At 43.9% G+C, this 20,875-nt stretch carries 24 protein-coding genes and 1 riboswitch; of the genes, 15 read left to right on the top strand and 9 right to left on the bottom strand.

The window, feature by feature from the left end; all coding sequences use genetic code 11:
• Nucleotides 1-103 precede the first annotated feature (103 nt).
• From EIZ58_RS17155 to EIZ58_RS17125, 7 genes are all read right to left on the bottom strand, one after another.
• Nucleotides 104-784: a TerC family protein gene (locus EIZ58_RS17155; protein WP_134702845.1), complete on the bottom strand. Its 681-nt coding sequence runs from the start codon at nt 782-784 to the stop codon at nt 104-106.
• 103 nt (nt 785-887) lie between these two features.
• A riboswitch (yybP-ykoY riboswitch) is annotated at nt 888-992 on the bottom strand.
• 148 nt (nt 993-1,140) lie between these two features.
• Nucleotides 1,141-1,380 (bottom strand): LexA family protein, encoded by a 240-nt coding sequence (locus tag EIZ58_RS17150; RefSeq protein WP_167577768.1) that lies wholly within the window; start codon nt 1,378-1,380, stop codon nt 1,141-1,143.
• A 179-nt stretch (nt 1,381-1,559) separates the two neighbouring features.
• Nucleotides 1,560-1,781, bottom strand: a complete 222-nt coding sequence (locus EIZ58_RS17145) for a hypothetical protein (protein ID WP_134702117.1) — start codon at nt 1,779-1,781, stop codon at nt 1,560-1,562.
• A 78-nt stretch (nt 1,782-1,859) separates the two neighbouring features.
• Nucleotides 1,860-3,527, bottom strand: a complete 1,668-nt coding sequence (locus tag EIZ58_RS17140) for a SpoIID/LytB domain-containing protein (RefSeq protein ID WP_134702116.1) — start codon at nt 3,525-3,527, stop codon at nt 1,860-1,862.
• A 240-nt stretch (nt 3,528-3,767) separates the two neighbouring features.
• Complete coding sequence (locus tag EIZ58_RS17135; protein ID WP_134702115.1) at nt 3,768-4,208, bottom strand: Dps family protein; 441 nt, start codon at nt 4,206-4,208, stop codon at nt 3,768-3,770.
• An 83-nt stretch (nt 4,209-4,291) separates the two neighbouring features.
• A complete protein-coding gene (locus EIZ58_RS17130) occupies nt 4,292-5,143 on the bottom strand; it encodes a metallophosphoesterase (protein WP_167577767.1) in 852 nt (283 codons plus the stop codon).
• A gap of 154 nt (nt 5,144-5,297) precedes the next feature.
• Nucleotides 5,298-5,738, bottom strand: a complete 441-nt coding sequence (locus EIZ58_RS17125; RefSeq protein ID WP_134702113.1) for a MarR family winged helix-turn-helix transcriptional regulator — start codon at nt 5,736-5,738, stop codon at nt 5,298-5,300.
• A 255-nt stretch (nt 5,739-5,993) separates the two neighbouring features.
• Between EIZ58_RS17125 and EIZ58_RS17120 the strand changes: the two genes are divergently transcribed.
• The 6 genes from EIZ58_RS17120 (at nt 5,994) to EIZ58_RS17095 (ending at nt 11,143) form a co-directional block, all read left to right on the top strand.
• Complete coding sequence (locus EIZ58_RS17120; RefSeq protein ID WP_134702112.1) at nt 5,994-6,947, top strand: ABC transporter permease; 954 nt, start codon at nt 5,994-5,996, stop codon at nt 6,945-6,947.
• The gene (locus EIZ58_RS17115; RefSeq protein ID WP_134702111.1) at nt 6,937-7,887 is read left to right on the top strand and encodes an iron chelate uptake ABC transporter family permease subunit; all 951 of its coding nucleotides are present in this window, start codon (nt 6,937-6,939) and stop codon (nt 7,885-7,887) included. The genes EIZ58_RS17120 and EIZ58_RS17115 overlap by 11 nt, the downstream gene beginning before the upstream one ends.
• Complete coding sequence (locus tag EIZ58_RS17110; protein ID WP_134702110.1) at nt 7,881-8,639, top strand: iron ABC transporter ATP-binding protein; 759 nt, start codon at nt 7,881-7,883, stop codon at nt 8,637-8,639. The genes EIZ58_RS17115 and EIZ58_RS17110 overlap by 7 nt, the downstream gene beginning before the upstream one ends.
• Before the next feature lie 63 nt (nt 8,640-8,702).
• A complete protein-coding gene (locus tag EIZ58_RS17105) occupies nt 8,703-9,665 on the top strand; it encodes a siderophore ABC transporter substrate-binding protein (protein WP_134702109.1) in 963 nt (320 codons plus the stop codon).
• A complete protein-coding gene (locus EIZ58_RS17100; RefSeq protein WP_134702108.1) occupies nt 9,665-9,988 on the top strand; it encodes an antibiotic biosynthesis monooxygenase family protein in 324 nt (107 codons plus the stop codon). The genes EIZ58_RS17105 and EIZ58_RS17100 overlap by 1 nt, the downstream gene beginning before the upstream one ends.
• Before the next feature lie 630 nt (nt 9,989-10,618).
• Complete coding sequence (locus EIZ58_RS17095) at nt 10,619-11,143, top strand: phenylalanine--tRNA ligase subunit alpha (protein ID WP_205672249.1); 525 nt, start codon at nt 10,619-10,621, stop codon at nt 11,141-11,143.
• A gap of 103 nt (nt 11,144-11,246) precedes the next feature.
• Here the strand turns inward: EIZ58_RS17095 and psiE are convergent, their stop codons facing one another.
• Nucleotides 11,247-11,699 (bottom strand): phosphate-starvation-inducible protein PsiE, encoded by a 453-nt coding sequence (gene psiE / locus EIZ58_RS17090; protein ID WP_134702107.1) that lies wholly within the window; start codon nt 11,697-11,699, stop codon nt 11,247-11,249.
• 618 nt (nt 11,700-12,317) lie between these two features.
• Here psiE and EIZ58_RS17085 point away from each other — a divergent pair.
• From EIZ58_RS17085 to ribD, 9 genes are all read left to right on the top strand, one after another.
• Nucleotides 12,318-13,142 carry an ATP-dependent DNA ligase gene (locus EIZ58_RS17085; RefSeq protein WP_240689152.1) on the top strand — a complete coding sequence of 275 codons (825 nt, stop codon included), beginning with the start codon at nt 12,318-12,320 and terminating at the stop codon, nt 13,140-13,142.
• Nucleotides 13,143-13,216: 74 nt separating this feature from the next.
• The gene (locus tag EIZ58_RS17080; RefSeq protein ID WP_167577766.1) at nt 13,217-14,212 is read left to right on the top strand and encodes a DUF3231 family protein; all 996 of its coding nucleotides are present in this window, start codon (nt 13,217-13,219) and stop codon (nt 14,210-14,212) included.
• Between the two features lie 231 nt (nt 14,213-14,443).
• On the top strand, nt 14,444-15,229 hold the full coding sequence (locus EIZ58_RS17075; RefSeq protein ID WP_134702104.1) for an ABC transporter ATP-binding protein: 786 nt from the start codon (nt 14,444-14,446) through the stop codon (nt 15,227-15,229).
• On the top strand, nt 15,213-15,974 hold the full coding sequence (locus EIZ58_RS17070; protein WP_134702103.1) for an ABC transporter permease: 762 nt from the start codon (nt 15,213-15,215) through the stop codon (nt 15,972-15,974). The genes EIZ58_RS17075 and EIZ58_RS17070 overlap by 17 nt, the downstream gene beginning before the upstream one ends.
• Before the next feature lie 28 nt (nt 15,975-16,002).
• Nucleotides 16,003-17,019 (top strand): aliphatic sulfonate ABC transporter substrate-binding protein, encoded by a 1,017-nt coding sequence (locus tag EIZ58_RS17065; protein ID WP_134702844.1) that lies wholly within the window; start codon nt 16,003-16,005, stop codon nt 17,017-17,019.
• Between the two features lie 79 nt (nt 17,020-17,098).
• On the top strand, nt 17,099-18,016 hold the full coding sequence (cysK, locus tag EIZ58_RS17060; RefSeq protein WP_134702102.1) for a cysteine synthase A: 918 nt from the start codon (nt 17,099-17,101) through the stop codon (nt 18,014-18,016).
• 30 nt (nt 18,017-18,046) lie between these two features.
• The gene (locus EIZ58_RS17055; RefSeq protein ID WP_134702101.1) at nt 18,047-18,268 is read left to right on the top strand and encodes a hypothetical protein; all 222 of its coding nucleotides are present in this window, start codon (nt 18,047-18,049) and stop codon (nt 18,266-18,268) included.
• Nucleotides 18,269-18,386: 118 nt separating this feature from the next.
• Entirely contained in the window at nt 18,387-19,142 is a 756-nt protein-coding gene (locus EIZ58_RS17050; RefSeq protein ID WP_134702100.1) for a GTP cyclohydrolase II, read from the top strand.
• A complete protein-coding gene (gene ribD, locus EIZ58_RS17045) occupies nt 19,135-20,226 on the top strand; it encodes a bifunctional diaminohydroxyphosphoribosylaminopyrimidine deaminase/5-amino-6-(5-phosphoribosylamino)uracil reductase RibD (protein WP_134702099.1) in 1,092 nt (363 codons plus the stop codon). The genes EIZ58_RS17050 and ribD overlap by 8 nt, the downstream gene beginning before the upstream one ends.
• Here ribD and EIZ58_RS17040 read toward each other — a convergent pair.
• Nucleotides 20,195-20,779 (bottom strand): 5' nucleotidase, NT5C type, encoded by a 585-nt coding sequence (locus EIZ58_RS17040; RefSeq protein ID WP_134702098.1) that lies wholly within the window; start codon nt 20,777-20,779, stop codon nt 20,195-20,197. The two genes, ribD and EIZ58_RS17040, sit on opposite strands and share 32 nt — an antisense overlap.
• Nucleotides 20,780-20,875: the final 96 nt, after the last annotated feature.

The raw sequence follows: 20,875 nt of genomic DNA, 5'->3' as shown, positions 1-20,875 counted from the left end.
TTTAGGTAAGATGGCGGAGGATTTAAGAGGCATGATTGGAAAATTCAAAGTATAAGTGATGAAGGGTGACCCCATGGCTACTAGGGTCACCCTTCTTTTTTCTCTAAACTGCTTTCGTATTCGTTTCTTCGGTTTGAAGAGAAGCCGGTTGGTTTCTGTTCAGCCATTTACCTAATCCGATGACAAACACTACGCTTAAGACAGGCAGGAGCCAATTGGATCCTGGGATATTCGAAAGAATATAGGATTGGGTAAGTTTATCATGGGTAATCATCGTTCCAGCGGTGTACGCCAGGATCCCTGCTCCGATGTAAACAATGATAGGGAAACGATTCATCCAAGCTGCAATCCACTTACTTCCCCAAACCACAATCGGGATGCTGATCGCTAGACCTAGCACGACAAGGACCATATTTCCGTGAGCCGCACCGGCAATCGCTAGTACGTTATCTAAGCCCATAATCAGGTCTGCTACCACGATCGTTTGGATCGCTTGTTTTAAGGTCATCCCCGCTTGAATATGTTCGGTTTCTTCTTCGTTCTTCAGTAGCTTAATAGCCACATAGATAAGTAGAATTCCACCAATCGCTTGAAGAAGCGGAATCTTCAAAAGCCATACGGCAACTAGGGTTAAGAGTATCCGGATCACGACGGCTCCGAAGGTTCCCCACAAAATGGCTTTGTTGCGCTGGTCAGCAGGCAGGTTACGACTAGCTAGAGCAATAACAACAGCGTTGTCACCCGCGAGTACTAAATCAATTGCAATAATCGTTAATAAGGCCATCCAAAACTCGGTTTCAAACAACACGCTACCCTCTCCTTACATGAATTTTGATGTCCTTATGGCAAAAATAAAAAGACCTCTGCCATAAGGCAAAGGTCTTGCTAAGTACAAGAATATGTACCAACAAAGCCGGTGGAATCTTAATTCCACGTAATGACGACTTTGTTTCAGGAAAATCCTGAAAGCTACTCCCCTTTGTTCCAACTGATATTCATTATACTATCTAGTGGGAGGATAAATGTCAAGATAAAAAATAAACTAAATATTTATTATATTCATCTTCAAGCAGACGGTTCCGGAAAATGAAAAGAAAAAACAGCCTAAAAAGGCTGTTCTTAGCAATGCATAGGGGAGAGCTATGAGGGAGTCTCACCCAGTACAGTAATCTTTCCATTGGAGCCAGGTTCCCAGTCTAGAAATCCTTCTTGCTGCAGGGCCTTCAAATGACGGGATACCGTATTGAATGACCGTATTCCAGTCAATTCCATAATATTCTGAACGGTGGGTGAACCCTGATTCGTCTGCACGAACCCGATAACGGCTCCCAAAATCTTTTGGCGCTTTATCTCACCTTTGGACAAACCCAACGCACTCATCACCAATCCTTCAGGATATAATGGCTTTCTATAAATATATATGAATTTTAGCATAAAAATAACCCGCTGTGTACATTTCAAGCGTCGAAAAGGAGGGTTTGCCGTCATATAACAAAAAGGGCAGGAATTCCTGCCCTTCTATGTAATAAAACTCCCCCAAGTTTTAATACACAACTGCATTACTGTTGCTGCAACCATTCATAGGATCGTAAACGGATGAGTTCGATAGAGATCTGATGCAGCATCTGATCCCAATTCAGCGTCGGAAGCTGGATGTTACACTGATAGGAAGTGGCGGAGCTGTACAACACGCAGTTGACTTCCAGCGATTGTACTTCCACGTCTTTATAGAATGGGTGCTCACACTGTAAAAAAACTTCCGAAACGTTAACGAGTGTCATCCGATTCACTCCCCTTGAACTGTTGATAAGTCTATCTTAACAGTAACACCACCATCAAGGTGTGATGTAAATCACACCTTATTTCGAAGCCTGTACAAAATTATCCGGAATAAAACCCGTAACGGTCCCTGCCTTGATTTGTATCCAGCGATCCTTCTTCCCTAGGATTTGAACGGCTTGGCCATTTTTGACTGTGGCGTGAGGCTTAGTGGCAAAGCTTGGATTCTTGCGAACTCCAACCACCACGGTCGATTTAATCTTGCCTTGCACCGTGGCCGGGGTCGATCTTGAGACGACTACAGGCTGTGCTTTCGGTTGAGCAACCGTCACGCTGGGCTTTACTGCAGGGGCAGGGGGAATGGCTGCAGCGGTTACCGTTGCTGGAGGCGCTGATGTAGGCGCAGGTGCTGGTTCCGTTACGGGAATGGGTTGAGAAACCACGAGGGACGTTGAAGGTTTAGCAACCGACAATGACGTACCTGGGTAATAGAAGGATAGAATGTTCTCCATCTTCAACCCCTGATCCGCCATAGCTTTAGCCCCATACTGGCTCATCCCCACTCCATGGCCGAACCCATTTCCCTTCACGGTGTAAGATGTGCCTAAGTCTTCAACCGGCTCGACAAAGTAGCTTCTAAAGATGTGGGCTCCCCCCACCATTTTCCGTACTTCAACAAGCGAGAGGTCGCTGCGTTCAAAGCGCTGCTGTTGAGTCGTGCCTTGGGGCTCTCTGACAAGAAACTCGATAATAATCGAAGCCCTGGTTTCTCTTCCTCCTAAGGTTTTAACATTGGCCCATTCAAACTTGGGTACGGAGGTGATTTTGAGCTCTCGGCCTGCCCATCCGTTCTGCTGGAGCCAGGTTCTCATGGCATTCATCAGGCTAAGATCTTTTTCAAAGGTAGTGGTCCACCAAAGCTGCGGTTGTGACAAATCGAGAGAAGTGACATCGATCTGCTGCTTAGAGAAGGAAATGGACCATGGATTTTTGGGATCATAAGGATCATCCTGCGACAGGAGGTAGTCAAAGGGCCTCCATAAGCTGCCGCTAGCTTCCGTTTTTCCTCCGTTACTAGAAGAGTAGACAGTCTCGACCCATTCTCCTTTAAAAGTCAATACTTGCCCACTGGTTTCATTCGCTGCTTGTGTGCTGTTGACGAGCTGATTAAAGCCTCCATAGACTTGGAAATTCGTCGTATCATCAATCACTTGATTCTGGCGTCGGATTGCATAGGTCCGAATAGCAACGGCCTGAGCCTTCAATGCTTCTATGTTCCAAGATGCTGGCATTTCAAAGGGAATGACGCCTTTTACATAATCCTCAATAGGCAAGGTATTTACGGGACGGATGGTTTTCCCATTCTCCAGCGTAAAGTTCATCATTCCTAAATAGGGGCGCTGGTTAATTTTCATTATCAATTGGCCCGAGCTAGGTTTTAACGTCAAGCCCGCTTGGTTGGTGAGATACGCTTGTCCATTCTGAGAGAGGGTAAGTCTTTCATTTTCAATTCGGATTTCATAAGCCCCAGCAGCTAAGGTTAAAGAGCTTCCGTCTACGGTATAATTACCGTTTAGTTCGATTGTGAGTCGCGTTGGGTTCCCGATAAAATTAACGAGCTTTACGGAGATGGATGGTTCTTGAGCAACAGGGTTCGCGTTGCTGACCGTAGGGAAAAGCAAGGTGGTGGAGAGCATGAGTGCTAAACCCCATTTGCTTATTCTAGCTATGTATTCTTTGGTGAGCATGTTGACCTCCTTTTTCTAGTAATCTCCTATTGTATTTAGACGCATGAAGCGGAACTTGGTTCCTCGAAGATGTGACAATTACGAGGAATATATTCTATTAGTTATATCGGCTAATAAAGAAGAAAGATGAGAGTGGGGGAGGAGATTCTTTATCTGAAAATTACCCTGGAAATAAAATTAGTTTATATAGAAATAAAAATAAAAAGACCCTCAATTGAGGGTCCCGACCTTTGAAACAGCTTATTTACCTAGGAACGAACGCAGCATCCACGCGTGCTTCTCAAGAGAGGAATGAATAGCAAGAAGCATATCCCCTGTAGTCTCATCATCCTTTTGCTCAGCGATGCTCATGCCTTCTTTTAATTCTCCAATAATTTGGGAGAAATCATGGATAACCGATTGAACCATTTCCTCAGCCACTTCATTTCCCTTCGCTTCTTGTACGGAAGCCAGTTCCATTGCCCCCTTCATGGTAGCCACTGGCTGACCGCCTAGAGCAAGCAAACGCTCCGCTAACTCATCAATATGGAGGGAGGCTTCAGTATAAAGCTCCTCGAATTTCGTATGCAGGGTAAAGAATTGAGGTCCTTTCACATACCAGTGGAAGTTATGTAACTTGATGTATAATACGGACCAGTTCGCAATTTGCTTGTTTAATACCTGGGTAAGATTGGTGCCCATGATAATGCCTCCTCATGCTTATTGGATGATTTTGGATCGTTTTTCAGTATACCATTTTTTGTTGTATAATTCTTAATTAAAAATTAAGAAATTGTGAACGCCGTGATTTCTGGTCGGCAAAAAAATCGCACGGGTAAGGTGCTTGTTCCGATGCCGCGGTTTACATAGAGGGGCAGTTGTTTCTCTCCTATATAATACAAGCCATCGACATATTGCTTTGCGCCTAGGGGAGTGACGACATGACCGATCAAAGGGATCCGTACTTGCCCACCATGAGAGTGGCCAGAAAACTGAACACATACCGGATAGTCCTGACTTCGTACCACAAAATCAGGCTCGTGTACCATGAGCATAACGCAGTCTTGGTTTGATAAACCATCTAGAGCTATATCTAAATTGGGGCGACCATAGAGAACATCCTCTACTCCAGCGATATATAAACGTTGCCTCTCGTTTTCTATGAATCGGTGAGTATTTTCCAACACGGTAAACTCAGAAGCAGCAAGAGACACTTTAACTTGTTCTCTTGACCAATAATCATGGTTTCCCAACACGGCCCATTTTCCCCCTCGTGGCGTCTTTAGCTCAGATAAAAGGGAAATGGCTTGCGCAGGCCAGGGGGAGCCGGTATTGACGAGATCTCCTGTAAACAGTAGGATATCAGGATTAAGCTCATTTATTATCTCAATCACTCGTCTAAAATGCTTGGCATCATAATAAAAGCCCAGATGGGCATCACTAAAATGAACAATCTTCCAGCCCTTAAAGGCATCAGGGAGATTTTTTACGGTTAGCGGAAATGTATTAATTTTATACCAGAAACGTTCGCCCATAACGGAGAAAGCTGTACCTAGCATCCCTGTTCCCAGCAACCCTAAGTAAAACCTTGCAGACTTTTTCAGGAAAGCACGACGATTGGTTTTGGGTACGGTCACGTAGCGTGAGGCTCCTTTCCAGTGCTTGATTTTCATACAGAATATACCATATTTATCATTTTGGTAACAACTTTATGGTTACGTGCCTCTCTCATCGCTGCACCAAACTATAATCTTCAGCTTCCTAAAATAAAATAAGAGCCCTTCTGGGCTCTTATTTTAGGTTCTCAATCACCCGATCCAATACAGAAAAGCATATCTCCATTTCTTTTGGATCAATTCCCTTTGAGGTTTCTGCTAGCGTTTTCAACACAAGGGAGATTAATTCTTTTTGAATTTCACTGCCAAAAGGGCTTAAATAAATTAAATTTGTGCGTCGGTCCGTAGGATGGGGTACTCTTTTTACTAAATTCCGCTTGATCATATTATCAATTAAACGAGAGACGCTAGGCTGATCCTTATCTGTTAGGATGGCTAGATCGTTTTGAGTGAGTCCGTCATTCTCCCAGAGCTGAACCATAATGGACCATTGTTCAACCGTAATGGGCAAACCATGCTCTCGAAAGGTTTGGTTGAGGCGGTTAGTTAAAAGGCGGGATGATTTTGCTAGTTTATAACCGAGAGATTTATCTAATGAGTAATCGTGATAGTCCATAGGATCCCCCTTTATAGCTTCTCAGTTTTTGATATTACAGAATGTGAAACGTTTGTGCAAGGTCAATATGCTTGTTCAAGAAAAAAGGTTTGACAGTTTTAGTGATATTGATTATCATTAATTCTAGAAAGTTGATAGTGATTATCATTTATAAACACTCCCGTATTATTGTTTGTTCAATTGATGCATATACATTACTTGTTGTATTAATAATTGTCTAAACAATATTAAGTCACAAAGACTGAGGAAAAAGAAATGAAAAAAAGATACCTAGTCGCAGCGTTGCTTATTCTATCGTTTATCTCTTTATTTATTGGTGTTAAAGATATTCATCCATTACATATATTTTCACTCAGTGAGGATCAGCTAGAGACACTCCTCATTAGCAGGGTTCCTCGGCTTGTCAGTATAATCGTCGCGGGAATAAGCTTGAGCGTCAGTGGATTGATCATGCAGCAGCTTAGCAGAAACAAATTTGTATCACCAACTACTGCCGGAACGGATGATTCAGCAAGATTAGGAATCTTAGTGGCTATCATGCTATTCGGTTCAGCAAGCCCTCTGGCGAAGATGTTCGTGGCTTTTGCTTTTGCTTTAGCTGGCACCTTCATTTTCATGAAGATCCTCGACAGGATCAAATTCAAGGACGCGGTATTCATCCCGCTTGTAGGACTCATGTTTGGGGGGATTGTCAGCTCCGTAACGACCTTTTTTGCCTACAAGCATAATCTAATTCAAAATATTTCATCCTGGATGCAAGGAGACTTTTCTATCATCCTAAAAGGTCGATACGAGCTGATTTACTTGAGTATTCCGGTATTGATCCTTGCATATTTATACGCTCACCGCTTTACGGTAGCGGGAATGGGAGAAGAGTTTTCTAAGAATCTAGGCTTGAATTATAAATCCGTAGTGAACATTGGCTTGATCATTGTCGCTCTTATTTCATCGGTTGTGATGCTGACTGTAGGATTGATCCCCTTCTTAGGGCTCATTATCCCAAACATTGTCACCCTGTATCAGGGCGATAATCTGGAGAGAAGCTTGCCCCATACCGCTTTGTTAGGAGCTGTATTCGTACTAGCTTGTGATATTCTGGGGCGAATCATCATCTATCCTTTTGAGATTCCGATCGGTCTCATGGTGGGCGTCATCGGCAGCGGCATTTTTCTGTATTTATTGTTAAGGGGAAGGGCTTATGAATCCTAGAGTCAAAATCAGTTTCCTTGCGGTATTCGCCGTCATGCTTATTGCTACTTTTCTTTTTATTAAATTGGGGAGCAATTGGGGGTATGTTCTTCCTCGGAGAGGGACGAAGATCCTGGCCATTGTTCTGACAGGAACGGCCATCGGATTTTCGACGGTAATCTTTCAGACTATCACCAACAACCGAATTTTAACGCCAAGCATACTCGGGATTGACTCCCTTTATATGCTTGTACAGACCTTTGTCATTTTTTTGTTTGGATCCATGAGCTTCGCCATTACTAGTAAGGAGTTTAATTTCTTGCTTTCGGTTGGTATCATGGTCCTGTTTACGGGATTACTTTTTAAACTCCTGTTTCAAGGGGGAGGCAAGAATCTTTACCTACTGCTTCTCATCGGTGTCGTCTTTGGGACCTTGTTTCAGAGCCTAACCACCTTTATGCAGGTTCTCATAGACCCTAATGAATTCTTAGTCGTGCAAGATCGCATGTTTGCCAGCTTTAATAACGTCAATACCGATATTCTCACGCTGGCGATTGCCGGATTAGTATTAGCTACCCTCTATTTTATCCGGCTGTATAAATATCTAGATGTGTTGTCCTTAGGACGAGAGGCGGCTATTAACTTGGGGGTGGATTACGATTATGTAGTAAAAAGACTCCTTGTGATTATTGCTATTCTGACCTCGATTTCTACAGCTTTAGTTGGACCGATTACGTTCCTAGGTCTTCTTGTCGTCAATGTTGCGCATGAATTCCTCAAAAGCTATCAGCACAAGTACTTGATTATCGGTTCCGTTTTGATTGCTATTGTCGCTTTAGTAGGCGGGCAGCTGATTGTGGAGAGAGTGTTTACCTTCTCAACCACGTTGAGTGTCATTATTAACTTTATTGGTGGGATTTACTTTATTTATCTTCTATTAAGGGAGAATAAGTCATGGTAGAAGTTAGAAATATTACAAAGCGTTATGGCAACAAAACTGTAGTGGAAAGTGTCTCGGTCAAGATTGAAAAAGGGAAGATTACCTCTTTTATTGGGCCGAATGGAGCAGGAAAAAGCACCTTGTTATCGATGATCAGTAGACTAGCTGATCAGGATAGCGGGGAAGTCATTATTGAGAATAAGAATCTTAATCAATGGAAAAGCAATGAGCTGGCGAAAAAAGTCTCCATCCTCAAGCAATCCAACCATATCAACATTCGATTAACGATTCGCGATCTCGTAAGCTTTGGCCGCTTCCCTTATTCGCAAGGAAAACTGTCCAAGGAAGATTGGCGTCACGTGGATGATGCGATTAAGTATATGGAACTGCAAGATATGCAGGATAAATTTCTAGATCAGCTAAGTGGAGGGCAAAGACAACGGGCTTACATCGCAATGGTTTTAGCTCAAGATACGGAGTACATTCTCTTAGATGAACCGCTCAATAATCTGGATATGAAGCATTCCGTGCAGATCATGAAGGTGCTAAGAAGGCTGGTAGATGAACTAGGCAAAACCATCGTGATTGTTATCCATGATATTAACTTTGCCTCTTGCTACTCTGATTATATTGTAGCCTTGAAGAATGGCAAAGTGATAAAAGAGGGCCATACGCATGAGATTATTCAATCTCCTGTGCTCAGAGATGTCTATGACATGGATATTCAGATTGAAAGCATCAATGAAAACAAAATTTGCGTTTACTATGCATGAGTTTCATTCGATGGCTACCCATCGAGTAACTATAAAAAAGTTAATATAAAGGAGAAGAGAAGGATGAAGAGATTATCAATACTATTTTTGATGTTCATATTAGCTGTGGCTACAGCAGCTTGCGGAGGTCAAAGCGCTGCACCTGAGCAAGCTACTTCTGCGGCAGCAGCACCTGCACCGGAAGAAACAGAAATGACGATTACCCATAATCTTGGAGAAACAAAAGTAAAGAAAAATCCAGAAAAAGTCGTTGTGTTTGATTTTGGCGTATTAGATTCTTTAGACAAATTAGGAGTAGAGATTACAGCCTTGCCACAGTCTAATGTCCCTAAGTATCTTTCCAAGTATACAGATAGCAAGTATGTGAATGTTGGAACATTAAAAGAGCCAGACTTCGAGAAAATCAGCGAAATCAATCCAGATCTCATTATTATCTCCGGAAGACAACAAGAGTTGTACGACGAATTTAGCAAGCTTGGACCCACCATTTTCATGGGAGTAGATTCGGCGAAATATATGGAGTCTTATACAGAGAATGCGAAACGGCTAGGAAGCTTGTTCGGGAAAGAAGCACAGGTTGACGAAGAGCTAGCGAAAGTCAATGCGTCTCTTGAAGCTTTAAATGCAAAGGCTTCTGCAAGTGGAAAAAATGCGTTAATTATTCTTGCTAATGAAGGAAATATCAGTGCCTATGGAGCAGGTTCCCGCTTCGGGATTATCCATGATGTGATGGGCTTTAAACCAGTCGATGAGTCGATCCAGGTTACTACGCACGGACAAAGTATTTCTTTCGAATATATTGCTGAGAAAAATCCAGATTACTTGTTTGTTATTGACCGCAATGTAGCCGTTGGAACCTCCGATGCTGGAGCAAAGCAACTAGTGGAAAACCAATTAGTTCAAAAGACAAAAGCTTATGCGGATGGAAACATTGTATACCTAGATCCTGACTACTGGTACTTGTCTGGCGGCGGTTTGATCTCCGTAGCCGAGATGGTAAAGCAAATGGAAGAGGCGGCGAAGTAATGTTTATTGAAACGAAAACCATCATCGTGCAAGAAGGTCATGCGCAAAAGATCGTTGAGCGATTCAGCAAGGAAGGCGCAATTGAAAAGTCACCGGGATTCATTGATCTAAGCATTCTCGTCAAGAAAGTAAGTCGCGGGGACGAAGAAGTGATGATCTTCATCCGCTGGGAATCGGAAGAGGCTTGGAAGAATTGGGAAAAGAGTGATGTCCATATCCAAGCTCATCGTGAAAACCGAGGAAAGCCACAGCCAGAGTTTATCCTTAGCCGAGGTCATGCGAATTATTGTGTGGCAGCAACGAAACAGGCTGTTACCGTATAGGTGAGTAGGAAAGCCCCTGAGATGGGGCTTTTTTGGCAGATAAGAATCTAAACCTGAGGTACCGCCTGGCTCAGTTTTTTTCAGGGTTTGGGGTCATTTTAGTCTGGTTTTTTATGAGTGCTCTCTAAACTTTCGTTTAGAGCCTCCGATATTAAGCTGATTTTTAGGTGATTAGGCTTTTACTTTTCATCATGGCTTGGTCCTGGACCGTATGACTACTGTTTCGGTTCGGATGCTCACAAAAATTCTGATTTGCTCACGGAAAAGTGGTGGATGCTCACGAGTTGGTATCGTTTGTTCACGTACCTGTAACCATTCCAGCTAATCTCGTAGGTTTGGTCACGATACTCGGTGAGTTGCTCCCGAAACCGTAATGGATACAATTAAGATGGAGTCACTTGCTTACTTTTCTCGGGAAGCGATCGGGCATCCTGGATCACCCTGTGATCAAGCACCAAATTTAATGCCGGGGATTTTCATATTAACCCGTAGTAGGTGTAGCACCTTAATGCTAGTAAAAAACTTTTCTGAATTAGCTCCAGTCTTTCACCGTATTTTCACTAACCTTGTTTATATTTTATCTATGGTAAGTAACACCAAAACAAATACAAGGTTATGGAGGAATGAATTATGATGAAAAAGAAATTACTCGCGACAACTCTAGGTGCTGTATTTGCTTTAAGTGCATTAGGGCATGCTTTGGCAGCTGAAACTACAACAACGCAAACTCCGGTAAATCCAGCAACTCAAGTGGAGAAAACCTTCTTTGGTAAAAAAGGAGCCAAGCTTGAAGCTCTAGCAGCAGAAAAAGGAATTACTGTAGATGAACTGAAAGCTCAAATGGAAAAAGAGCGTGAAGCCAAACTAGCGGAATTAGCTGCTCAAAAAGGAGTGACCGTTGAGGAGCTTAAGGTAGAGATGGAGAAAAACCGTCCAGCTAACAAAGGCTTTGGAGGAAAAAGAAAAGTAGACTTGGAAGCCTTAGCTCAAGAAAAAGGCATCACCGTAGATGAGCTAAAAGCTCAAATGGAAGCTGAACGCGAGGCAAAACTCGCTGAGCTGGCAACCCAAAAAGGAATTACGGTTGAGGAACTAAAGGCAGAGATGGAGAAAAACCGCCCAGCTAAAAGAAGCTTAAGCCAAAGCGCAGAATAAACGGAATCGCAACTAATATCAAAAAGAAGGACTTCTCCCAACTATTATGTTAATGAGAAGTCCTTCTCTTTTTGTGTTATTGCTACCGATAACCAGAGAGGGTCTACCTCTTAAGTGGCGTAAAATTCACAATAAAGTAGCTAATGACCAGAACCAAAATAACAAAAGCATACAGCAAGGTCTTCATGGCATCATAATGATCTGCGATGATCAAGCGGATCATGGCGGTGATGCCGATGTAGAGAAGATAGCGTAAGGGAAAATGGTAGTTCTCTTGAAAATAACGGACGATCATGGCGATAAACTCAAAGTAGAGAAAAAAGACAAGAATTTGTTCCAAGAAATGTTGAAAATCCGTGTTTTGCTCAAAGAAGATCGTTTTGATGAAATGATAAACCTCTTTGGATAGTAAGAAGCATAGGATAATGGCTAACATGATCAAGGATGCATTCAAAAAGCTTTGTAGATGTCCAGCAATAAATGATAACTTGGGCTTAGCGGACTCGGATAGGGTCGCCGCCGATTCTTTTCTTCTTCCCACACCAGCAATAAGCATAGCGCTTATCCTCCCTTCTTTTCATCTCATCCAATAGATTACAAGGTAAAAATGAAGCTGGCTTTAATTCAATGTAAGGTTTTATCCTTTTCTAGTCAAAGCTTCTGTAAGATCATATGACGATGGAATCAAGAGAGCTTGAAAATGCAAGGAAATCGAATCAACCAAACGAAAATGAAGGATGATCTCCGTTTTCATTGGTTTTCAATGGCAATGATGGTCGTTTTCATGAGGGAATACGGACTTTGTCAAAAAAATCAGCAAAGAGGATAATAAAGGTACATCATTCCTGAAGGAGGTTGACGTTATGCTTAAGCTTTTGAGTGAAATCCTGGATATCGTAGACGAAGCAATCCGTTTAAGAGATGAGAGCATCCGTAAATACGGATATATGATGATCGACTAATTATGGAAAGGCTCGTTATGGTGGATAGATGAAGATGAATCAAAAAGTATGACCCTACGTTCCTCGTAAGAAGGAAAGGTAGGGTCTTTTTGCAATTTTCGATTTCCACCTTTCTCATATATCTCTCCTGATGATTTATTGATACGCTTAGCTTATGAACAAAACTTGCTAAACGAGGGATCAATAGCATGATCAATAATTTACTAAAACCCATGCTTTTGCATAAATCAGACGCCGTGCCGAGCGGTGATTTTATATACCAATTGAAGTGGGATGGGTTTCGTTGCCTATTGCACTTCGAGAAAAACCAGGTTCGTCTCTTTACCCGCAATCAAAATGAATGCACGCTCCAGTTCCCAGAGATGAAGAAAATCCAGTTAGATGTGGATAGTGTCATTCTAGACGGAGAAATGCTGGTATTAGATGAAGAGAATAAGCCATGCTTTGAAAGTGTAATGACTCGATTCCAATCCTCTAACGAATTCACGGGTAGAAGGTTGATGAAAACCTTGCCGGCCCATTTTGTAGCTTACGATATCTTATATTTAAATGGGGAGGATGTAACGAAGCTTCCAATAGAGGAACGGTTATCTATGCTTTATGAGATTGTCCATTTCTCACCCGAGATTTCGGCTTGTGAGAGCTTTGAAGATGGACAAGAGCTATTTCACTCCGTCTCTCAGATGGGGCTGGAAGGGATTGTGTCGAAGAAAAAAGGAAGCAAGTACTATTTGGATATGCGCAGTCACGACTGGATTAAAGTGAAAAATTATCAGTATGATGTCGTTGAGATTGGCGGGATACGCAAAGGGGAGTTTGCTTGGTCGCTTCATAAAGAGGGGAAATACGTAGGGACGGCTGAATTTGTTCCGTCTGCCGAACGAAGCGCCTTCTATGAAATTTCCAAGCAGCTGATTCGTGGAGAGGACAAGGAATGGATCTACTTGGACCCCTTGATCAAGTGCCAAGTGAAATTTCAATGCTGGACCAAGACGGGTGTCATGAGAACACCTAGTTTTGTGAAATTTGAGTTTTAACCCTCAAAGTTCAAATATTTCTGCTCTGAACCGGAAGAATAATGGGGAAGAGCCGGAATATAAAGGAGGGTCTTATGGATCTAGAAAAACTTGCTACGTCAGAGATGGGAACGCTGTGGACCACCTACGAGCACGACAGCATGATGGCTTATCTTTATCAGCATGCCTTCGAACGGGCGGAGGATGAAAGGTTAAAAGGAATACTGGAATCCGCCAGAGATTTTTTTCAGGGAAATATCATCGCGATAAGGGCCCTATTTCAAAAGAACGATTTTCCTATTCCACTAGGATTCACGGATAAAGACTTTCATCCGAATGCACCCAAGCTATTTACGGATGATTTTTGGGTCTACCATATCCACTTGGAATCAGCCCACTGGCTAACAGGATATGAGTTAGGGTTAACGACGGCCTCACGTGAGGATGTTCGGCGATTTTTCAAGACCTGTATCCAGAAGGCGATGGATCTCTATGAGGGGTCTTTAGCGGAACTGATGCAAAAAGGGATCTACCGCCTTCCTCCTTCGGTTTCCACTCCGAAAGAAGTGGGATTTTCGCATAAGCAAAGTCTCCTTACGGGATGGATGGGGGATCGGAGGCCCGTTAATGCGATGGAAATTACCAGCCTATTCTTCAATATTAAGAAGGAACAGCTGACAGAAGCCCTGATGCTGGGCTTTAGTCAAGTCGCCAAAGAAAGAGAATCGCGCAAGTTTTTGACAAGGATCAGAGAAGTGTGCTCTAAGCAAATTGAAGTGATGAGCTCGATTCTAGACGAAGACTTCCTTTCTTCTTCCGGTTCGTGGGAGCCGCATGTCACCGATTCTACGGCAGCCCCTTTTTCCGATAAGCTGATGATGTTTCACGGGCAAACCATGCTGAACTCTTCCATTATTTATTTTGGGGCGGGCCTCGGAACGGCGCTTCGAAGAGACCTAGGAGTTCATTATACGCGAGCGATTGCAGAGCGCATGAAACTAGCGGAAGATGGCATGAATATTGCCATTGAACATGGCTGGGTAGAGAAGCCGCCTCAAGCCGAGGATCGGAAAGCCTTAACCAAGGTATAGAGCCTTGGTTTTTTCTTGTGAAAAAATGAAAAGCCGCCAGCACTAAGCTGGCAGCTATGTCTAAAAGGAGGGGTTACTTATTATGCTCCACTTCCTAGGGTTTATACCATATACTTGATAATTCCCATAAAGTTAATTGTAAAAAGAAATTGACAAGGGATTGGATTCCCAACTATACTCTAACCTAGAGCTTTAATCCAAGCGTTTTGATCAGAATTGGAGGAAGAGACGGTGTTTCTAACAGTAAGTCAGCTTAAGAAAGCTTTCCCCCAAAAGAATAAAGAAGATTATACGGTTTTTAGTAAAATAGAGTTTGAGGTTCAAGAAGGGGAGTTTGTCTCCATTTTAGGACCATCCGGGTGCGGGAAGTCTACCTTGCTTCATATTATCGGTGGTCTAGAGCAACCGACTGAAGGCAAAGTCCTTATGAATGGGGAGGAAATCTCGGAAGCGGGACCCGATCGAGGGTTTGTGTTTCAAGAAGCTGCCTTAATGCCTTGGTTATCGGTTCAAGAAAATGTGATGTTCGGTCTTAAGCATCTACCTAAAGAGGAAGCCAAGCAGGTAGCTCTTGACCATTTAAAGCTTGTTCATCTCAGTCGATTTGCTGATTCTTATCCTCATGAGCTCTCAGGAGGGATGAGACAGCGTGTATCCATCGCGCGAGCGCTGGCCATGAATCCGAACGTTCTCTTGATGGATGAACCCTTTGGAGCATTGGATGAGCAAACGAGAATGATGATGCATAAGGAGCTTCAAGATATTTGGATGAAAACAAAGAAAACGATTCTTTTCATCACCCATAATATCCGGGAAGCCATTCAGCTTTCGGACCGTATTATTGTGATGGGAACACGTCCAGGGAGAATTATGAAAGAAATCACAGTAGACATTCCTCGCCCTAGACCATCCACCCATCCAGATTTTATTCAGTTGGAGACAGAAATTATGGATCAGCTGTCCGGTGAAATCTCCAAAGTGATGCAGGAGGAGCTCGGATATGACTATAGCATTTAGAAGGTTCGTCTTTTTTGGAGGGTTATTGCTTCTTTGGGAGTTGGTGTTCCGGCTTCAACTATGGACGCCGACGATGTTTCCAGGGCCGGTTGGGGTTGCCGATGCGCTGTTTACGGGGTTAAAGGAAGGAACGCTCGTTCTAGCCACGCTTAACAGTATGAAAAGGCTGCTTCTTGGTTTCGTGATCGCTGTCATTATCGGAACATTAATCGGCGTTCTGCTCGCTAAGTATAAATGGGCAGATGAGACCATCGGCTCTTTGGTTATCGCCTTGCAAAGTATTCCAAGTATCGTATGGCTTCCGTTGGCCATGGTATGGTTCCACTTCTCAGAAAAGGCCATTATCTTTGTCGTTATCTTAGGTGGAATGTGGTCCATGATCATGAACATGCGGATGGGCTTTAAGAATGTTCAGCCGATCCTGATTAAAGCAGCGAAAACCATGGGATCCACCGGCTTTGATTTATTCCGTCGAGTCATGATTCCCGCCTCCATTCCTTATGCGATTACCGGGATGAGATTATCTTGGGCTTTTGCCTGGAGAGCGCTGATGGCCGGAGAACTCATCGGGCCTGGACCTGGATTGGGTTATATGCTGATCTTTAGCCGAGATATGGGAAATATGAACCTCGTTGTAGCCTTGATGGTGATTATTGCGGTGATTGGAGCGATTATGGACTATGTCGTATTCCAGCCGCTAGAGAGAAAGGTATTAACACGTTGGGGCTTTGAAAAAGCAGCCTAGCGTCATGAGATGAGAGAGGATGATAATGATGAAAAAGTTAAAGCTAGCTTTATTAGCTACAACCATATTGGGCAGCATGATGCTGACCGCTTGCGGTGGCTCTGACAGTCAAACCACAGCTTCTACAGAAAAGCAAGAGATCCGTTTGGGCTACTTCCCTAATCTAGATCATGCCCCTGCCATTGTAGGGGTTAAGAAGGAAATCTTTGCGAAACAATTAGAAGGAACGAAAATATCGACTCAGGTATTCCCGGATGGAAATGCTTTTATGGACGCCTTGAACAGTAATAACTTGGATATCGGTTATGTAGGACCGGGTCCTGCGATCAATCGTTTTCTGAGCGGAAATGATGTTGTGATCTTAGCGTCTGCAGCGAATGGAGCAACATTGGTTGTCGCTCGTGAAGGTTCCGATATCGCAACGGTAAAGGACTTGGACGGAAAGAAATTCTGCTCCCCAGGAATTGGGTGCACCCATAACGTACAGCTAGAAAAAATGATGGCAGACTTAGGTCTTTACTCCAACCGTACTGGCGGTACTGTCATTCATCAGAAGCAAAACCCTGCGAACGTGCAAGCTTTATTTGAAACCAAGCAAATGGATGCAGCCGCGTTGCCTGAGCCTTGGGGAACGTATCTAGTGGAAACCGCTGGTGCAAAAGTTATCGTGGAATGGGATGAAGTGGCTTGGGGAACGACACTTCCAAGTGTAGTACTGGTTACGCGCAAAGCGTTCATGGAGGAAAACCCAGAGCTAGTGAAAAACTTCTTGAAGAGCCATGTTGAAGCGATTGACTACGTGAACAACAATAAAGAAGACTCTATTAAGGCCATCAATGAATCTTTATATGAACTTACGCAAAAGAAGCTCCCAGAAGAAGTGTTAACGAAGTCTTGGGATCGTATGACCTTCTCTGCTGAAGTACACCAGGATGCCCTGCAAGAATGGGCGGATGCCTCCTATGAGCTGAAGTTCATTAAGGAGCAACCGAAATTAGACGGTTTAGTGGACCTAACCTTGCTGGAGCAAGTATCAGGAAAATAATATAATGAGAGAGAAGCTTGTTTACCCATGCTTCTCTTTTCTTTTATATAGTCCCTAAATTTAAAGGAGATGTTAAGAGATGAATGTCTTTCAAAATATATCGGAGCTAGTCGGAAGAACGCCGCTTGTCCGTTTACAGCGCATTGTCCCAAGTGGAGCGGCGGATGTCTATGTGAAAATAGAGAAATTTAATCCTTCCGGAAGTGTTAAGGATCGTGCGGCTTATAATCTTATTGTGACAGCTGAAGAGCAAGGGCTAATTCAACCTGGGGACACCATCATTGAGCCGACGAGCGGAAATACCGGCATCGGGTTGGCGATGATGGCTGCAGCAAAAGGTTATAAGGCGATCTTGATTATGCCCGACAACATGTCTAAAGAGCGTATTAATCTATTAAAAGCTTATGGAGCAGACGTCGTCTTAACTCCAGCTGAACAGAGAATGCCGGGCTGTATCGCTAAAGCGTTGGAATTGCAGAAGGAGATCCCCGGAAGCTTTATCCCCCAACAGTTCGAGAATAAGGCGAATCCCGATATCCACCGCACAACAACGGCGCTTGAGATCTTAGAACAAATGGAGGGGAATCTTGATGCTTTTGTAGCTACAGCGGGTACAGGCGGGACGATTACAGGAACAGGAGAAACCTTGCGCGAAAAGCTGCCGAATATTCATATCGCGGTTGTCGAGCCTAAGGGATCCCCGGTCTTGTCCGGTGGCAAGCCGGGGCCGCATAAGCTTGTAGGTACTAGCCCAGGATTTATCCCGCAGATCCTTAATACCAGTGTATATAATGAAATTATACAAATTGCCGATGAAGAAGCGGTCCAAACCATCCGTGACCTCGCTCGCCTAGAAGGTCTATTGCTCGGGCCTTCATCTGGGGCTTCCGTGTTCGCTGCGATTACCGTTGCTAAGAAATTAGGCGAAGGCAAGCGGGTGGTATGTATCGCTCCGGATACAGGAGAACGATATCTAAGCATGAACCTTTTTGAGTAAGGCTATAATGGATGAAAAAAGGAGACTATTATGCCCCCATTTGTATTTAATGTTCTTCCGCTCATCTTAGTCATCAGCGGAATTATCATACGATATTCTGGCTTTGATTTTGTTGGATTCCTCATGGTCACCATTGGATTTGCTTTAATGGTTGCGAGAAAGTGGATGGATAAGAATGCGTCTAATTTTTTAAGATATCTCTATACGAGTCTGCTGGTATTGTATATCTATTTGTTTTTCTCAACAGCTTAGAACATTCGGGAATCCTTCGGGGTTCCTTTTTTCTTTTTTGGATTGGGACAAGATAGTATAATGTATTTCAAGCCGATGAAAAATAAATCCACGAAGACCGAGAAATGGAGAATGTCTTATGACGACAACAACTTTAGACCAAAGGGTCCTTACCATATTAGAAGATAAGATTGAAGTCATCCCAACGGAGGAAGGAGCCATTTATTTGGTGGGTCCTATCCAACTGCCGGTCAATTTACATAACGAGACAGTTAGGTTCCAATGGTACTGCTGGCTTAAGTGCAAGGAAGTGGTTGAGGGAACTAAAGGAATCATCGATAAGCTATCGAGTGTCAATCTCGCCGAGCTGCAGCAGTCGAGCGTACTGGTTTATGGAGATTTCCAAGAGGCAGAAGAGGCGTTAATCCGTTTCCACTCGATTTGCCACACCGGGGACATTTTTGGGAGTAAACGATGTGACTGCGGGTACCAGCTCAAGCAGGCCATGACTCATATTGTGGAGCATGGAGCAGGAGCGGTGTTTTATCTGGCCAACCACGAGGGAAGAGGGATAGGCCTGTTTAGCAAAGCGATGGCTTATGTATTGCAAGAAAATGGATACGATACAGTTGACGCTAACTTAGAGCTTGGGTTTAAAGATGATAGCCGCAGCTATAAGGATGCCATAGAGGTGCTTCGAGTGCTTCGCAATCAACCGGTTACCCTCATTACCAACAACCCGAGAAAATTAGAAGCCCTTGAACAAGCAGGGATGAACGTAGCGGGAAGAGTCCAGCTATGGGGAGATGTATCCGAGTATAATGAAAACTATCTCCGGACAAAAAGAGAGCGTTCGGGCCATCTTAAAGGTGAAAGGTGTTGTCCCAATGACTAGCCATGAATTTTATATGAACTTGGCGCTGCAGAACGCCCAAGCGATGAAGGGACAAACCGATCCGAACCCTTTAGTCGGAGCGGTGATAGTGAATGATAATCGGATTGTCGGCATCGGAGCCCATATGAAGGCGGGAGAACCCCACGCTGAGATTCATGCCATCCGCATGGCTGGAGAACAAACCCAAGGAAGCACCATGTACGTGACACTGGAGCCTTGTTCCCATTATGGCAGAACAGGCCCTTGTGCTTTAGCGGTGGTAAAGGCAGGAGTAAAGAAGGTGATCGTAGCTACGCTTGACCCGAATCCCCTCGTTGCAGGCAATGGGGTAAAAATCTTGCAAGAAGCGGGCATTGAGGTGATCGTGGGCATAGGGGAAGCCGAATCTCAAAAAATGAATGAAGTGTTCAATAAATTTATCACGCAACGGCTTCCCTTCGTTACGTTGAAATCCGGCATTACCCTAGATGGGAAAATTGCGACGGCCACATCGGATAGCAAGTGGATTACCTCGGAAGAAGCAAGGCACGATGTGCACCACTTGCGCAATCAGCATCAAGCCATCCTTGTCGGCGTAAACACGGTCTTAAAAGATAATCCTGAACTTACAACCCGCATCCCCCATGGCCGAAACCCCATACGGGTGATCCTGGATTCGGCCTTACGCATACCATTGGATTACAGAGTCGTTACGGATGGCCAAGCCCCTACTTGGATTTTTACCAGTCAGCGCCACTCCCTGGAGAAAAAAGAGCAGCTCGAGCGCCAGGGGGTGAAAGTGTGGGTGACAGACGGAGCGGAACAGGTTAATGTTAAGGACGTCGTGAGATTGCTAGGGGAGGCCTCCGTTTCCTCAGTGCTGATTGAAGGAGGAGGCGAAGTCAATGCGTCCTTCATCGAACATCAGCTAGTCGATAAAGTCGTTCTTTACATGGCACCCAAGCTCGTGGGAGGCAGAGCGGCCCCTACCTTTCTTGAAGGACGAGGGGCCGAGAAAATGCGAGATGCTCTTGATTTAACGGACGTGAGCGTCACTCCCATTGGAAATGACTTTAAGTGGGTGGGGTATCCGGTTTATCTGTAATAAGATCCTTAAGCTCGGACCAACAGCTAATTCGAGGGAATTGGACGTGCTGGTTATACGAGTTTTCCTTGGCATAGACCCGCGTATCCAGATCCCTCAGTGTTTCCAATACCGCGGGCTTATCGTCAAAGTAATAGTCCAGCCCCAGTTCTTGAATAATATCTATTTTCTCTTTATCATCCATCCCGCAATAGAAGTGACCATCTTGGACAGGGAAGCCGTTTTTTTTCATCCATTGCAGAGTGCGTTCACTGTGTTCCTTTGGTCTTGCGGTAATGTAATAGATCTCATGCCCCTGCTTGTCCAATTCCTGAAGGGTTTCTACTGCATAAGGGAACGGAGGACAGGCGGAGTAATAGATTTCGTCCGAGTGGTCTAGCCACATCTGATGCCCTTCCTGCTTGGTTAAGCCAAATAAATCGTGGATTTCTAAGGTTGGTAGTTGGTTGAATTTTTCTAGATCGACTTGTTGGCCTAGCTTTTGGTTATAAAGGTGAAAGGCGTATTCTCGCAATTTAATAAGGGTATCATCTATATCAAAACCTAGCTTCATGGGTTTCCTCGCTTTCTCTTAAGGTGGCGGACTTCGCCTAATCCTAGTTTCATGTTTACCCATTATACCTTCTTCCTATTCTCGAAAAAAGTCCAA

This window comes from Ammoniphilus sp. YIM 78166, from assembly GCF_004522215.1.
Taxonomy (GTDB): domain Bacteria; phylum Bacillota; class Bacilli; order Aneurinibacillales; family RAOX-1; genus YIM-78166.
This window is presented reverse-complemented; position numbering and strand designations above follow the sequence as displayed.